Here is a 14,696-nt window from a genome sequence, read left to right as displayed (position 1 = left end):
CGAGGAGAGATATGCAACGTAAATTTTTTGTCCTGATGAGCTTGCTGCTGGTGGCGCTACTGTTGAGTGGCTGCTATTCCATCCAGCGCGAGCAAACATCGATCAAAGCGACGCTCAGCTCGCTGCAAGACCAAGTGGGCGGCAGTGGCGGGCATGACATGGGCGATATGTCGGGCAGCAGCAGCACGCCGGTAGCCCAGGCGGCCGTGCCCGATGGCGACGCCGATGTGGCTTACACCCTCACCACCGGCACCAGCGGGCATAACCTGGTGTTCATCGGTGTGGGCGGCGAGATCGACGGCATGTTCAACCCCACCTTGGTAGCCGAGCCGGGTGACATTGTGCAGATCACCCTGGTGAGCAGCGAAGCGGTGCAGCACAACCTGCAGCTCGATGACTTCGGGGTGGATACCGGTATGCTCACCGCGCTGGGCGAGGAACGCAGCATCAAGTTCGTGGCCGACCGCGAGGGCAGCTTCACTTACTACTGCGTGGTGCCGGGGCACCAGGCGGCCGGCATGCAAGGCACCCTGCAAGTGGGCAGCGGTGACGGCACGGCGGCCACTTCAGTGGTGAAAGACCCCACCGATATCCCCGCGCCGGTAGGCGCACGCGGCCCGCAATTGGTGCAGGCCGAACTGGTGGCGCAAGAAGTGGTGGGCCAACTCGCCGACGGCACTACCTATCCTTACTTCACCTTCAATGGCAGCATACCCGGCCCCTTCATCCGGGCACGGGTAAACGACACGGTCGAGATCACGCTGCGCAATGAAACCGACAACGCCTTCGTGCACTCGGTGGACTTGCATGCCGCCACGGGGCCGGGTGGCGGTGGTGAGGTATCGCAGATCCAGCCGGGCGAAACCAAGGTGTTCACTTTTCAGGCACTCAACCCCGGCATTTACGTCTATCACTGTGCCACGCCCAGCGTGCCGCACCACATTGCCAGTGGCATGTTCGGCCTGATCTTGATCGAGCCGGAAGGCGGGTTGCCGGTGGTGGACCGTGAGTTCTATGTGATGCAGAGCGAGATCTACACCGAGCAAGCCTTCGGCAGCCTGGGTGAGCTGACCTTTAGCCACGACAAGATGGCCAATGAGGACCCCGAGTACTTCGTCTTCAACGGCGCGGTGGGCGCCGTGGGCCTGGCCAGCGAAGAGTACATGCTGCGCGCCAACGTAGGCGAGACGGTGCGCATTTACATCGGGGTGGGTGGGCCGAACTTCACCTCCTCCTTCCATGTGATCGGCGAAATCTTTGACCGGGCGTATGCCTTTGGGTCGCTCAGCTCGCCGCCGCTCACCGATGTGCAAACCATCAGTGTGCCGCCGGGCGGGGCCACGATGGTGGAATTCACCGTCAACTACCCGGGCCACTATGTGCTGGTGGATCACGCCCTCAGCCGGCTGGAGCGTGGCTTGGTGGGCATGCTGGAAGTGAGTGGGGCAGCCGACCCCAGCATCTTCAAAGAAGGCCCGGCCAACCCCTGAGCCAGTGAGTAAAAGATAAAAAAGAGCGCAGCTTGGCTGCGCTCTTTTTTTGTGATTATTGGCCGGAGCGGTTACGCCGGAAGGAGATCGCCATCGAAATAAAGAACAACAGAATCGCAAAGCCATTCAGCAGGCCGCCCCAGCGGCGGATCAGCGGATCGAGCAGCAGATTGCCAATGATGCGCACGATCAGCGAACTATGCAGCAGCGCCAGCGGCGCGTACAGGATGGGATGGTAGACCGCGGTGCGGCCTAGAATGGCGGGCAGGATGATCGGCCCGTGGGCAAACACCATCGAGAGTACGAAGCCCACGAACATGCCGTGCCAGTAGGCATCGTAGAGCAGGCCGGCTACCTGCGGCCCGTTGAGGAAGCCGAGCACCGCACTGACGCCCAGCCAGATATAGCCCAGGCAGAGCGCCCAGGCAATGTAGCGCGGCAGGCCGCGTGTGCGCAGGGTGACGCGCACGACGTCATAACGCAGGAACCACAGGCTGAGTGCCAGGATGCCCAGGTTATAGAGGCGCGCACCCCACAAGAAGTTGAACGCTACCAGCGCGGCGCCCAGCAAGACCGCCGCGGTGGCGGCCAGAAAGGCGCGCTGGGCGTTTTGGCTGGGGCGCAGCAAGCGCCCCAGCTCCAGGCGTTCGCCGGCGATGGTGAGCACCAGGAAGGCCGCCCACCAGTGCACCACCAGCGAGAGCGGCAGGCCAAATAGCCACAGCAGGTTGCCCACCAGCCAACTGGTGGCGCCGATCGCCATCACGCGGGTGTAGTTGGCCGGCGCCTGGCGCACGATCAGCCAGCCCACCAGGCTAAAGCTGAGGCTGGCCAGCACGATCAACAACGCGCCGGGCAGGCTGTGGCCGGCCACCAGCAGCAGGCCGCCAAGGGCACTGGCGGCTGGGCCGAGGTACATCCAGCGGCGGTTGAGCGCCACGGCGCGCTCCAGGGCGATGAGGGTACCAAAGAAGCCGCAAACCATCAGCGGGCCGTGGGCGATGGGTAGTTGGCGCGGCAGGCTGGGCAGCGCCCAGCCGATGCGCGCCAAGCCGGCCAGCACGGCCAGTACCAGCAGGGCAACGCACACCAGCAGGATCGGCAGGCGAAACTTGAAATAGGGGATCTTCATCAAAGGGAGTGTACTACTGCCTGGGCGGGGCAGGTGGGGTGCTGGCCCGCCGGGGTGCTGGCCCGCCGGGGGTGGCCGCTGCCAATTCTTTAAGCTTTGAGCATTGCATTTTGCTTGCAACCTAATAAAATATGCAAAATGACGGTGGATGGAGACTGTCCTGTCCCAGCTGCTATGGGGGAGCCAAGTAGCGAAACTGTACGGGCGAAGTCGTGGCCACGGCTGCGGAACCCCAGGTACAGTTTTTTTGTTTAACAATAATAAGGAGAAAGAGAAAAAATGAAGTTAAACAAAATCAAGAACGTTGTATTGCTGCTGTTGGCGGCGGCCGTGTTGGCTGCCTGTGGGGGTAGCGCCGCGGCCCCGAACACCCAGCTGATCGTGCTGGAATGGTCGGGCTATGAGGAGCCGAGCTATTGGGAGCCTTTTGCCCTGCAACACCCGGAGATTGCGCCGGAATACAGCTTTTTTGGTGAGGATGCCGAAGCCTTTTCCAAGGCGCAAAGCGGCTTCCAGTTTGACGTGGTGCACCCGTGTGGGAGCTGGTGGGGCCTGTATGTAGAGGCTGGGTTGGTGCAGCCGCTGGACGTTTCGCGGCTCTCTAATTTTGACAAGCTCTTCCCCACGCTGGCCGAGCACGGCCAGTTTGACGGCAAGCAATACTTCATCCCTTGGGATTGGGCCTACGAATCGATCACGGTACGTACCGACCTGGTAGACGAAGTGCCGGACTCATGGGCCGACTTGTGGGACCCGCAGTATGCTGGCCAGGTGGCCATCTTTGACTCGGGCGAATCCACCTTTCTGACCGCGGCGTATGCCCTGGGTTATGACCCGTACAACACCACGCCGGAGCAGCAGGAAGCGATCAAGCAGCACCTGATCGCGCTGAAGCCCAATCTGTTGACCTACTGGGTGGACTACACCGAGATCAACCAGTTGCTGGCCGCCGGCGATGTGGCGGTGGGCGCTAACACCTGGAACGATGCCTGGGCCACCCTGGCCGATGAAGGCTATCAGGTGGAATACGTCAACCCGAAGGAAGGGCGCATCAGCTACGCATGTGGCTTCGGCATTTCGGCCAATTCCACCAATGTGGATCTGGCGTATGACTACATCAACGCGCTGATCGATGCGCAGTCGAACGCCAACATGGCGAATGATTTCTACTACGGCGCGGCCAACATGGAGTCGGTGCCCCTGCTCGACCCGGATCTGGTGGATGTGTTCCAGTTTGATGATCCCGCCGTGCTGGCGAGCAGCAACTTCCAGCACCCGCTCACCCAGGAGCAGCGCCAGATGATGACCACCATCTGGAACGAAGTGAAGGCCGAGCAGTAGCTTGGCTGGCTGGCACTTGGTGAACAGGTTGTCACTACACTGACACGACGAGCAGGGCGGGATTACGCAACGTAATCCCGCCCTGTTCTCTGCTAGGACTATCGAATGGAAAACAAACGCCGCCTCTTTGCTCTCATCACACCGCCATCGGTGTTTTTGCTGTTCTTCTTTATGGTGCCCCTGGTCATCATGGCCTTGTACACCTTGAAGGCCAGCAGCTTTGGGCCGTTGTTGCCGTTCTCATTTACCGCCTTCGAGAACTTCTTTTCAAACCCATCCTATTTCGTGCTGCTGCTCAACTCCAGCCGCCTGGCCTTGCTCACCGCGGTGCTCTCGATCCTGTTGGCTTACCCGGTGGCCTACTATCTGGTGTTTTACACCGGGGCACGCCGCGTGATGCTGCTCACCTTGCTGATCCTGCCGGCGTGGATCAGCTATCTGCTGCGCGTGCTGGCCTGGAAAGTGATCCTGGGCTCGGAGGGCTTGCTAAACCAACTGCTGATCCAGGCGGGCCTGATCCAGGACGGTGCGCCGATCTTGCTCTACAGCCAGGCCGCGGTGCTGATCACGCTGGTGTATGTATGGATCCCATTTGCGGCGCTGCCGATCTTCGCCGCCATGGAACGCATTGACCCGCGCTTGCACGAAGCGGCTGCCGATCTGGGTGCCTCGCCCAGTGTCACTTTCTGGCGGGTGACCTTTCCGCTGACCATGCCGGGCGTGGCCTCGGCGTTCTTCTTTGTCTTCATCCCCACGCTGGGCGAATGGGTCACGCCGACCCTGGTAGGCGGGGTGAGCGGCATCATGTATGGCAACCTGATCCAGGATCAGTTTGGGCGCGCGCTCAACTGGCCGCTGGGGGCGCTGATGAGCATGGTGTTGCTGGTGCTGGTGGGCGTGTTCAGCTACATTTTCAATCGCTTTATTCCGATCACTGAAGTGCCGGTGTCCTCCTAGGGCGCAGCGAGAGAAGGCGCAGAGCATGAGACAAACCGGAAAGTGGCTGGGCTTGGGGTATTACCTGCTGTTGCTGTTGTTCCTGCAACTGCCGATCCTGCTGTTAATTGTGTTTTCGTTCAACGACTCGGTCTTGCTGGTCTTCCCGCTCAAGGGTTTTACCTTGCAGTGGTACCGCGAGCTGTTGCAGGCCACGGAACTGATCAATGCGGCCAAGAACAGCTTGATCATCGGCGTGGTGTCCTCGGTGGTGGCCACGGTATTGGGCGGGGCGGCGGCGATCGCAATTGCGCGCTACAACTTTCCCGGGCGCGAATTCTTCCTCAATATTGCCACGCTGCCCTTGGTGATCCCGTACGTGGTGCTGGCCGTGGCGCTGCTGATCCTGTTCCAGGCCTTGAAGGTGGAGCTCAACCTGTGGACGATCATGATCGGCCATACCATCATCAATATGCCCTACGTTATGTTGATCGTAGCGGCGCGCCTTTCTGGCTTCGCCAATAATTTGGAGGAGGCCGCGATGGATCTGGGCGCCACCTACTGGGGCACGCTGATGCGGGTGACCCTGCCGATCTCCATGCCGGCCCTGGTGGCGGCGTTCTTGTCTTCGTTCACCATGTCATTTGACGAGTTCTCGCTGGCGTTCTTCCTGGCCGGTACGCAGAACACTCTGCCGGTGTACTTGTACTCCCAATTGCGCTTCCCCAGCCGTTTGCCGCTGGCGGTGACCACGGCAGCGGTAGTGATCATGGTTTCGGTGGTGATCTTGCTGTTCAGTGAATGGCTACGCCGGTTGGGAGCCGGCCGGCCGAAGGTATAAGGCGGCACCGCTATTTTGGTGGATCTGATCGAATAGAGTGTGAAGGATAACGAATGAACGCGAAACCATTGGCAGTTGAACTCAAGAATGTCAGCAAGGTCTTCTCCGGGGCGGGGCGCGGCGAAGGGCTGATGCACGCCGTGAAGGGCGTGGATCTGCAGATCAAGCAAGGTGAATTTTTTACCATGCTCGGCCCGAGTGGCTGCGGCAAGACCACCACGCTGCGCATGATCGCCGGCTTTGAGTTCCCCACCAGTGGCGAGATCTATTTGAACGGCGAGCTCTCCAACGAGGTGCCGCCCTACAAGCGTGCGGTCAACACTGTGTTTCAAAGCTATGCGCTCTTTCCGCATTTGAGTGTGGCCCAGAATGTGGGCTTTGGCCTGGCGGTCAAGCGTGTGCCCAAGGGCGAGCGCGAGGTGCGCGTGCGTGAGGCGTTGGAACTGGTGAAGCTGGGCCAACTGGGTGAGCGCAAGCCGAACCAACTTTCCGGCGGGCAGCAGCAGCGCGTGGCGCTGGCGCGCGCCCTGGTGAACCGCCCGGCGGTGCTGCTGTTGGATGAGCCGCTGGGGGCGCTGGACCTCAAGCTGCGTGAGAGCATGCAGCATGAGTTGAAAGAGCTGCAGAAGCGCGTGGGGATTACATTTATTTATGTCACGCACGATCAGGAAGAAGCGCTGACGATGAGCGATCGCATCGCCGTGATGAGCGAAGGCCGCGTGCAGCAGGTGGGCACGCCGGAGCAGATTTACAACTTCCCCGCCAATCACTTTGTGGCTGATTTCATTGGCGATACCAACTTCCTCGAAGGCAAGGTGGTATCGATGCACGAGGACCGCACCGTCTTGAAGGTGGGGCGCGAGGATGTCACCGCCGCCCCGGCCAACTTCCCGCTGATGCCCGGCGAAAAGGTCACCATGGTGATCCGGCCGGAGAAGCTGGGCATTGCCCGCGAGCTGGCGCCCAACCTGGCGCCCGGCGCCGAAGTGCCCGCGCCAGCCGCGCCCAGCAACCCGGCCAAGCCGCCGCAACCGCGCATCAATGCAGTGATGAACGCGCGCGTGCTCGATTCGGTGTTTGTGGGCACCGATACGCGTGTGGAGGTGACCCTCAAGGGGGGTACCGAGCTTACTGTGCTGGTGCGTAATCTGGATGAGGATGAGGAATTCAAGAAGGGTGAAAAAGTGGTGTTGACCTACGACGCGATCGACTCGCGCTTGTTGCCGGCGGCGCAATTGGGCACTACGGAAGAAACCTATAGCGGGGCAACGCCACCGCCCACCAGCGAGCCTGAAAAGAAGTAAAAAAAAAGCGCCTGCGAATTCCGCAGGCGCTTTTTTTTAGACCAATATTGAGTGCACGCGTAGCAGGCGTTGTACAGCGCGTGGCGGGAAATAGGCAATGTAAATTAGCACCAGCGCCGCCAGGCCGATCAGGCGGATGGCTAGCGGCCACCAGGTGACTGTATTGAGGTTGGTGCCGAGGAGCAGCAGAATCAGCGGGATGAAGTAGGCCAAGCCGAAGAGCAGGAAGAAGCCCAGCGGCACCAGCAAGGCACGGAACCGCGCGCTGCGCTCACGTACGCGGAAGAACAAAGTGAACATGCCAATACTGGCCAGGATCGGCGGCAGGCTCAAGAGTAGGATCAGTAACACGCCATAGAGCAGGCCGAAGAGCCCGCTGGGCACGTTGGCGTATTGCAGCGTCATCTCCCAGGTGCCCATGCTGGCGCCGACAGGATGTAAGAGGTAAATGGACACCAGCAGGAAAATGCCGAAGAGCACATAGAAGCGGCCTAGCCAGCGCGAAGCGGTGTGGTTGCCGCGGAAGATGTACAGCAAGTAGCTGAGCAGACCCCAAAGGGCCGGCGCGGCGGCCAGGGCGGCCAGCGCATTCAGCGCTACTAACAGCGGCAGCCAGCTAATGCCCAGGCCCATGGCAAGTACGGCCAAACCATTCAGCCCGGTGTTAGCAGCCATGCCATACCACCAGAACAGGAATGCGCGCCAGCCGCGCGCATCTTCGGCATCGGCCAGCCGTTTTTGGCGCAGCGAATGGCCGATGAAGAAATACAGCGCGCAGTTAGCGAAGAAGATAGTGAGGGCGGGGAGGTTCATTCGGGATACCAGAGGGTAAGCCCAGCATAGGTCTGGTGGTGCAACGTATGTGGGTGGATTTTTAGGAGCCGCTATAGCGGATTGACGCGCAACCAGTCTTGTACGAAACGTGGCGGAGAATAGGCGAAGTAGAGCAGGAGCAGGCCGAGCAGGCCGACCAGGCGGTAGGTGAGCGGCCACCAGGGGAGTTTGGGGGTGAGGATGCCGAACAGGTAGAGAATGATCGGCATGATGAAGGGCACGGCAAACTGCAGGAAAATACCGAGGGTAACCAGTACGGCGCGGTAGCGGGCGCTGCGCTCGCGCAGGCTAAAGAAGATGCGCAGGAACGCCAGGCTGGCCAGGATCGGCGGCAGGCCGAAGAGCAGCAGCAGGCCCACGGGGTAGAGCGGCCTGGGCGTGCGCTGATATTCGATGAGCACTTGCCAGGTGGTGAGCGTGGCAGCGGTGGGCACGAAGGCAACCACGGTGTAGAGCAGGTATAGGCCAAAGGCAATGTAGAACGCGGCCACCCAGCGGCTGTGGCGCCAATCGCCGCGGAACACATACAGGAGATAGCTGATCAGCCCCCATAGCGCCACCCCGGCAGCCAGCGTGCCGAGCAGATTGAGGGCTACGAAGAACCACAGGGCGCTCAGGCCGCTGGCGCGTAACAGCATTGAAAGGCCCATCAGCGCGGCGTTGAGGCCCATGCCAAACCACCAGCACAGGAAGGCGCGCCAGGCGCGCTGATCCAGCGCATCGGCGTGCTGGCGGTGGCGTAGGCGCCAGCCGACGAAGGCAAACAGGCCGGCGGTGGCCAGGTGAATGAGGATGGCGGTGATGAACGGGCTCATATCAGGCGCGCCGCCCGCGCCGCTAAGCTGTCAGTAGGGCCCTTGGTTACAGGCTTCGCCTTGGCCTTGGGTAGCTTGGGCTTCGGGCTCGGTTTTTTGGTCTTGCTGGCGGGCTTGTTTGCCATATACGCGTCCTGTCAAGGATGATAGTTGAAATTTGCTTTGGCTCCAATAACCTTGCATAAGTGATAGGTGCATTGTCCAGCCGCTTGATTTTTAAATGTAGGCGCACTATACGACGCGTTGCCATGCTATACCTGCGCAACAGGAGGTGGGCTATGCACGTAGAGCAACTGGAGGGTTCCCAGGCCGATGGTTTCGAGGGGCGCGCCGCGCCGGCGGCCACGGCATTGGGAGGGAGTAAGAAGCAGCAACGCATTGCGGATCTGGTGAAGGCGCAACTGGGCGAAGAGTTCAAGCAGGCGCTGCTGGGCGAATTGGAGCAGCGCCTGGCAACGACTGCGGCGCCTGCCGCGCCGCGGCGCGCGGCGCTGGATGAAGCCACCGAGCCGGATGTGCAGGCGCTGGTGGCCACGGCGGCCGACGCGCTGCAACGCCTGGCGCGCTGGGGCGCGCCGCAGGGGCGTGCCAGCCTGGCGATCCCGCCGGGCGGCGGCGGGGCGCCGCCCGCCGATCTGCCCGCCGAGTACCGCCGGCGCATGGCCGCCTTGCGGCCGGGCAACCTAGCGGCGGTGGTGGAGCTTAAGCGCGAATTTCGCCAGCGCGGACTGGAGGTGTACTAAAGCAAGGATGGAAGGCAAGGATGAAGGATGAAGGATGAGGGATGAGGGATAAAGAATAAAAAATGGCAAATAGCAATTGGTAAATAGAAGGCAGAGATTTGAACTCTTAGCTTACGGCTAAGAGCTAACAGCGAATAGGGGGATTTTGTATGGCAATTTACGATGGCATGAAAACAACCTATGCGGATACGGCGGCCCAGGCGCGGGTGATCAGCGATGTGGTGCAGATGGTGGACCCGCGCGATACGCCGTTGCTGGCGCGCCTGGGGTTGGATAGCGCCCGCGACAAGTTCAAGATCCGCATGAACGGCCATAAGGTGGAGCTGCTCGAAGATGAGCTGGACCCGCTGGTGACCGCCGCCAACAACGGCGAGACGATCGGCGCGGCGGATACCAGCTTCGTGGTGGCCGACGCCTCGGTGTTTCAGGATGGCCACGTCATCCTGATCGACGCCGAGTACATGGTGGTCAAGAGTGTTGATCTGGGCACCAACAACGTGACGGTATATAGCCGTGCCTACGGTGGCACGAATGCTACCCACGCGGCGACCGCCGCGATCACGATTTGCGCCATGGCGCGCCTCGAGGGTGACGATGCCGACTACGGCCCGCTGACCGCGCTCAGTGTACCGTTCAACTACACCAGCATTTTTCAGAAGGCAGTGCAGGTGAGCGGCACCCAGCAGGCGATCAGCCAGCACGGCATTGAGGATGAATTCCAGTACCAAGCCAATAAGGCCGTGCCGCACTTGCTGCGCCTGGTGGAAGGCGCCGCCTTCCACGGGGTGCGGGCGGCTGGTTCGGCCAGCACGCCGCGCTCGATGGGCGGCCTGGGTAGCTTCATCACCAACAACAGCGTGGATGCTGGCGGGGCGATCGCCAAGGCGGATGTGGACGCGCTGATGGAAGAGATCGTGATGGATGGCGGCAACCCCGATCTGCTGGTGATGAATCCGCGCGTGGCGAATGATTTGCGCAATCTGCTCGACAATAGCAGCTTCGTACGCGTCGGCCAGGGCGAGCACAAGCTGGGCCTGGATGCGATCGAGCGCGTGGTGACGCAGTACGGTGAACTGGAGCTGGTGATGAATCGCTGGTGCCCGGTGCACACCGCCTACATTCTGGAGAGCGGCAAGGTGGGCTTCTACACGCTGCGCGGCTTTGAGGCCAAGGAGCTGGCGCGCTCTGGCGACAGTCTGAAGGGCGAGGTGGTAGGCGAATTGAGCTTGCTGGTGGCCAACAACAAGGCCCACGGCAAGATCTTTGGCATTACTAGCTAGACGATATCAGGAGGTGCGCTGGCGCAGACCTGCGCCAGCACACCGGCGCGCACCCGGCGCGGTGGGCCCAGGCGAGGGGGAGCCTGGGCCCCGACTGTTAACGCCGCAGGCTGCGTCATTTAAGCGCGCAGCAGACCAAGGGGGATGTATGTCATACACGTTGAGTGAGTTGCTTCAAGACGCCTACACCGAGCTCGGCCAGTTGCGCCGCGGCCAGGCCAGCGGCGGCAGCGCCAGCAGCCTGACCGATGCGGAGCTGGCCGGCCAGCACAGCGAGGATGACTGGAAGGGCGGCAGTGTCTTCCTCGCCGCGGGCGGGGCGCCGCCGGCGGGCGAATTCGCCCGCGTGGCGGGCTTCGCCGCCAGCACGGGCACGCTGGCCCTGGCGCCCAGCCTCAGCGAGCCGGTGGAGGCGGGCATGGCCTACGCGCTAGCCTCGGCGCAGTATCCGCTGGCCACCATGCTGGAGCTGGCCAATAGCGCCCTGCGCGGCCTGGGCGAGATCCCGCTGGTGGATGAATACGCCGTGGCTCCGCACGCCCACACCCTGGAGTGGGCGCACCGCCGCCCGCTGCGCATCGACTGCCTGGCCGTTGCCGGGGTGAGCGCCGGCGACCCGTGGCGTACGCTGCATGATTGGGATTTTGTGCCCGCCCCGCCCGGCGCCCCCGGCACCGTGCGCTTTGCCGACGCGTTGCCGCCAGGGCGGCCGCTGCGCGTTTGGTATCCGGCCACGCACCCGCGCCTGGCGGCCGCAGGCGATACACTCTCCGCCGCCATTCAGCCGGAGCTGGCGGTGGCGGCAGTGGTGGAGCGCGCCCTGCGCTGGTATAGCGTGCGCAAAGGCGGCGATGGCCAATTGGCCGCGTTGTGGCAGGCGGCCGCCGAGGAGTTGCAGGCGGCCCAGCGGCGCTTTCCCATCTGGCGCCCGCGGCGCGGGGCGCGCCTGCTCAGCGCGCGGAGCTTCTGATGGCGGCGCTGCAGGTCTATCCCGGCGCCAGCCATCCCAGCCACGAACTCAGCCTCAGCGATGGCGTGCTCACCTGGGGGCTGCACCTGCAAGGCGGCGCGGCCGGCATCAAAGAAACGTTGCTGACGCCCTCCGGCTTGCGGCTTAATTGGGTCAGCGGCTTTGGCGCTTGGGAGCCGGGGCTGGCGCAGATCGAGCAACGCGATTGGAGCGGCGGGCGCGGCGTGGCGCGCTTCAGCACTCAGACGGCGCGCCATTTCTTCGATAGCCAAAACGCCTGGACGCTGACCCCCGGCCGCGTGCATGCCGCCCCACAATGGAGCTATGCGCAAGGGCTGCGCCACGCGGTGCAGCGCCTGCCCGGGGACCTCAGTTGGCAGGCCTTGCTGGGCGAGCAGCGCAGCCTGGCGGCGGCCTTCAGCGTGGGCGCCGAAGGCTTGGCCGCTAAGCACGCCTGCGTGTGGCTGCGGCGGGTGGGCTCGCCTGGCGAGCTCAGCGTGCAGTTGCACGCCGATGCTGCCGGGCAGCCCGGCGCGGTGTTGCCCAACTCGGCCAGCCAGGTGACCGTGACTGAGATCACCGATGTGGTCAGCCAGTGGCGGCGCTTTGATGTCTCCGGCTACAGCACGCCGTTGAGCGCTGGCAGCTACCACCTCGCCGTGCGTGGCGCGGCCAGCGACAACGCCAGTAACCATTGGGAGATTGGCGTGGAGCGGCGTGCCCCCGGCGGGCAGCGCGCCGCCGCCGATGGCGGGTGGCACGCCACCAGTTTTCGCGCCTACTACCGCATAGAGGATAACGATCTTGACCGGCGCTTCCTGTTCTTCTGGTTGGATGGGGCGCTGTACGCTGCCGATCAGCGCGCTGACGGCAGCCCCTCGCATCTCTACCTCAACGGGGCGCGTGGCGTGGCCAGCAGCGCCAGCGCCACCAGCCTGAGCGATGCCAATGCACTCTGGCCCGCCGATCAGTGGGCGGGGGCATGGGTGTACATCCATGCCGGGGCGGGAGCGGGCCAACTGCGCCAGATTGTGGGCAATAACGACACCCAGCTCCAGGTCGCCGCGTGGCAGGCCCTGCCGGATGCCAGCTCGCAGTACCTCATCACGGCCACGCCGCACTGGCAAGACATCAGCCCCAGCAGTGGCGATACGCTGAATGGTAGCGTGAGCGATGTCGCCGTGATGAACGGCCAGGCTTTGTTGGCGCTGGGTGCCAGCCTGCCGCTGCTGCGCATGCGCTTCAACCCGGCGGCTACGCCGCCGGCGCATGAGTTCGATGCGGATGGCAGCAACGCCGCCGACCTGTTGCACATCTTTCAACATGCGGAGTTTGGCCCGCAAGTGTGGCGCGGGCTGGCTGCCAGCGCGCAGATCTCACGCGCCCAGCCCAGCGCCTGGCTGACCCCGCTCAGCTTTGCTACGCCGATCCAACTCGGGGGCGACGGCTTGCCCTTGCTGCGTTTGTTTGATTTCAACGGCCAGCTATGCACCCTCAAGGCAGATAGCCTGTGGCAACTGGAGCGCAGCGAGCATGTGCAGCGCCAACCGCTCGGGCTGCCGCGGCTGCCGCGCCATATCACGCCCAGCGCCCAGGTGTGGAACGATGCGCTCTGGCTGGGCTGGGGCAGCCAACTGCTCGCCACTGGCGGCAGCGGGCTGAAGCGCTTCGGCCCCGGCCAGGGTGAGGGCCTGCCGCCGGGCCGCGCCGGCCAACTGGCCGCGCTGCTGCCGCTGGGTGCGCATGCTCTGGCCGTGGCGCAAGACGCCGGCCGCGGCCATTCCAGCGTGCTGGTGTGGGACGGCACTGCCTGGCATGAGCTGCTGCGTGCCCCGCGGCCGGCCGCCCCGCTACGCAGCCTGGCGCTGCAACCCGGTGGGGCGGGGATGCCGGCCTGGCTGTGGGTGGAGTGCGGTGGCGATCTGCTCTGGTTGCCGCTGCCGGCCGAAGGCGAGAACCCGCTGGGGGATGCAGGCATGCGCTACCAGCACGAAGGTGTGCTGGTGGGCAGCAGCATCGATATGGAAGCGACGCTGTTGCCCAAGTTTCTCACCCAGCTCAGCCTGGTGAGCCGCAACCTGGGGGAGGGCGCCCAGGTTGCACTCGATTTCCAGTTGGACGCCGAGATCGGCGGGCCGAGCTGGCGCCAGGCGGGCAGCTTCTACTCCTCGCCGGTTGACCGGCTGACCCTGAACACGGGCGAGCTGTTCGCGCTGCGCCCGCGCCTGCGCCTGCTCAGCCAGCGCGCCGCTACCCCAGCCATCGTGGAAGCGACGCTGCTGGATGGCTTTGCGCGCACGCCACAAAAATACCAGTGGGAGTTGCAGGTGCGCCTGGATGCGCTGCAACTGCACGGCGGCGAAGGGCTGGATGCCGCCCCGCAAACCTTCCTGGCCTGGCTGCGCCAAGCGGCGCGCAGCGCCACGCGGCTACGGCTGCGCGCCATGTGGGCCGGGCTGGATGACAGCTATGTGATTGTGGATGCGCCCAGCCTGCAGCGTGCCCCGCAAGGCGAAGGTGGCGTGGCGCTGGTGCGCATTCGTGAAGGGTAGTTCCATCAAACGATCGGAGGGGGAAGATGTACAGCTTTATCTACAACGCGGGCAAACTGGCCTGGCTCAAGGGGGAGGTGCAACCGCTGCTGGATGCGTTGCGCGTGGCGCTGGTGACGGCGGAGTACGTGGCCAACAAAGATAGCCATCAAGTCTTTGCTGATATCAGCCATGAGGTGGTGGGCACCGGCTACAGCGCCGGCGGCCAACTGCTCAGCGGCGTGGTACTCACCCAGGATGACGCCAACGACCGCGCCGTGTTGCAAGCGAACAGCCCCCTGTGGGCGGTGGGCGCTTTCACGGCACGGGCGGCGCTGCTCTATAAAGACAGCGGCAACCCGGCCACCAGCCCGCTGCTGGCCTACATGAACTTTGGCGCAGACCACACGGTCAGCGGTGAAGACTTCAACCTGGAGTGGAGCCCGGAAGGCGTGCTCTACCTGGGCGAGTAGCAGGAG

Annotated in this window: 13 protein-coding genes; 10 read left to right on the top strand and 3 right to left on the bottom strand. The window is 63.3% G+C overall.

What is annotated here, in order from left to right; translation table 11 throughout:
* The first annotated feature begins 11 nt into the window (after positions 1-11).
* Complete coding sequence (nirK, locus tag KF821_09540) at positions 12-1,490, top strand: nitrite reductase, copper-containing (GenBank protein ID MBX3006051.1); 1,479 nt, start codon at positions 12-14, stop codon at positions 1,488-1,490.
* A 55-nt stretch (positions 1,491-1,545) separates the two neighbouring features.
* On the opposite strand, the gene KF821_09535 is transcribed toward nirK, so the two are convergent.
* The gene (locus tag KF821_09535; GenBank protein ID MBX3006050.1) at positions 1,546-2,622 is read right to left on the bottom strand and encodes a hypothetical protein; all 1,077 of its coding nucleotides are present in this window, start codon (positions 2,620-2,622) and stop codon (positions 1,546-1,548) included.
* Between the two features lie 279 nt (positions 2,623-2,901).
* Here KF821_09535 and KF821_09530 point away from each other — a divergent pair, with 279 nt between their 5' ends.
* The 4 genes from KF821_09530 (at position 2,902) to KF821_09515 (ending at position 7,044) form a co-directional block, all read left to right on the top strand.
* A complete protein-coding gene (locus KF821_09530; GenBank protein ID MBX3006049.1) occupies positions 2,902-3,963 on the top strand; it encodes an extracellular solute-binding protein in 1,062 nt (353 codons plus the stop codon).
* Between the two features lie 105 nt (positions 3,964-4,068).
* Positions 4,069-4,920 (top strand): ABC transporter permease, encoded by an 852-nt coding sequence (locus tag KF821_09525; protein ID MBX3006048.1) that lies wholly within the window; start codon positions 4,069-4,071, stop codon positions 4,918-4,920.
* Positions 4,921-4,945: 25 nt separating this feature from the next.
* Positions 4,946-5,740, top strand: a complete 795-nt coding sequence (locus tag KF821_09520; GenBank protein MBX3006047.1) for an ABC transporter permease — start codon at positions 4,946-4,948, stop codon at positions 5,738-5,740.
* Between the two features lie 131 nt (positions 5,741-5,871).
* A complete protein-coding gene (locus tag KF821_09515) occupies positions 5,872-7,044 on the top strand; it encodes an ABC transporter ATP-binding protein (protein MBX3006046.1) in 1,173 nt (390 codons plus the stop codon).
* A gap of 36 nt (positions 7,045-7,080) precedes the next feature.
* Here the strand turns inward: KF821_09515 and KF821_09510 are convergent, their stop codons facing one another.
* The gene (locus KF821_09510) at positions 7,081-7,857 is read right to left on the bottom strand and encodes a hypothetical protein (GenBank protein MBX3006045.1); all 777 of its coding nucleotides are present in this window, start codon (positions 7,855-7,857) and stop codon (positions 7,081-7,083) included.
* 71 nt (positions 7,858-7,928) lie between these two features.
* Positions 7,929-8,693, bottom strand: a complete 765-nt coding sequence (locus KF821_09505; GenBank protein MBX3006044.1) for a hypothetical protein — start codon at positions 8,691-8,693, stop codon at positions 7,929-7,931.
* A 278-nt stretch (positions 8,694-8,971) separates the two neighbouring features.
* Between KF821_09505 and KF821_09500 the strand changes: the two genes are divergently transcribed.
* The 5 genes from KF821_09500 to KF821_09480 all read left to right on the top strand — a co-directional run bounded on the left by KF821_09500 (position 8,972) and on the right by KF821_09480 (position 14,690).
* Positions 8,972-9,436: a hypothetical protein gene (locus tag KF821_09500; protein MBX3006043.1), complete on the top strand. Its 465-nt coding sequence runs from the start codon at positions 8,972-8,974 to the stop codon at positions 9,434-9,436.
* A gap of 149 nt (positions 9,437-9,585) precedes the next feature.
* On the top strand, positions 9,586-10,716 hold the full coding sequence (locus KF821_09495) for a DUF5309 family protein (GenBank protein ID MBX3006042.1): 1,131 nt from the start codon (positions 9,586-9,588) through the stop codon (positions 10,714-10,716).
* A 148-nt stretch (positions 10,717-10,864) separates the two neighbouring features.
* On the top strand, positions 10,865-11,686 hold the full coding sequence (locus tag KF821_09490; protein ID MBX3006041.1) for a hypothetical protein: 822 nt from the start codon (positions 10,865-10,867) through the stop codon (positions 11,684-11,686).
* Positions 11,686-14,238, top strand: coding sequence for a hypothetical protein (locus tag KF821_09485; protein ID MBX3006040.1), 2,553 nt, complete (start codon positions 11,686-11,688; stop codon positions 14,236-14,238). The genes KF821_09490 and KF821_09485 overlap by 1 nt, the downstream gene beginning before the upstream one ends.
* Before the next feature lie 26 nt (positions 14,239-14,264).
* The gene (locus KF821_09480) at positions 14,265-14,690 is read left to right on the top strand and encodes a hypothetical protein (protein MBX3006039.1); all 426 of its coding nucleotides are present in this window, start codon (positions 14,265-14,267) and stop codon (positions 14,688-14,690) included.
* The last annotated feature ends 6 nt before the right edge of the window (positions 14,691-14,696 follow it).

The organism is Anaerolineales bacterium (genome assembly GCA_019637755.1).
In the GTDB taxonomy this organism is placed as follows: Bacteria; Chloroflexota; Anaerolineae; order Anaerolineales; family UBA11579; genus JAMCZK01.
Note: the sequence above shows the minus strand (reverse complement) of the source record. Positions and strands in the feature narration are given on the sequence as shown.

Bases quoted from the DNA above. Each gene is read 5' to 3' on its own strand.
- KF821_09495 (MBX3006042.1), top strand. From the start codon at position 9,586: ATGGCAATTTACGATGGCATGAAAACAACCTATGCGGATACGGCGGCC.
- nirK (MBX3006051.1), top strand. From the start codon at position 12: ATGCAACGTAAATTTTTTGTCCTGATGAGCTTGCTGCTGGTGGCGCTA.
- KF821_09500 (MBX3006043.1), top strand. From the start codon at position 8,972: ATGCACGTAGAGCAACTGGAGGGTTCCCAGGCCGATGGTTTCGAGGGG.
- KF821_09490 (MBX3006041.1), top strand. From the start codon at position 10,865: ATGTCATACACGTTGAGTGAGTTGCTTCAAGACGCCTACACCGAGCTC.
- KF821_09535 (MBX3006050.1), bottom strand. From the start codon at position 2,622: ATGAAGATCCCCTATTTCAAGTTTCGCCTGCCGATCCTGCTGGTGTGC.
- KF821_09480 (MBX3006039.1), top strand. From the start codon at position 14,265: ATGTACAGCTTTATCTACAACGCGGGCAAACTGGCCTGGCTCAAGGGG.
- KF821_09505 (MBX3006044.1), bottom strand. From the start codon at position 8,693: ATGAGCCCGTTCATCACCGCCATCCTCATTCACCTGGCCACCGCCGGC.
- KF821_09530 (MBX3006049.1), top strand. From the start codon at position 2,902: ATGAAGTTAAACAAAATCAAGAACGTTGTATTGCTGCTGTTGGCGGCG.
- KF821_09515 (MBX3006046.1), top strand. From the start codon at position 5,872: ATGCACGCCGTGAAGGGCGTGGATCTGCAGATCAAGCAAGGTGAATTT.
- KF821_09485 (MBX3006040.1), top strand. From the start codon at position 11,686: ATGGCGGCGCTGCAGGTCTATCCCGGCGCCAGCCATCCCAGCCACGAA.
- KF821_09520 (MBX3006047.1), top strand. From the start codon at position 4,946: ATGAGACAAACCGGAAAGTGGCTGGGCTTGGGGTATTACCTGCTGTTG.
- KF821_09525 (MBX3006048.1), top strand. From the start codon at position 4,069: ATGGAAAACAAACGCCGCCTCTTTGCTCTCATCACACCGCCATCGGTG.
- KF821_09510 (MBX3006045.1), bottom strand. From the start codon at position 7,857: ATGAACCTCCCCGCCCTCACTATCTTCTTCGCTAACTGCGCGCTGTAT.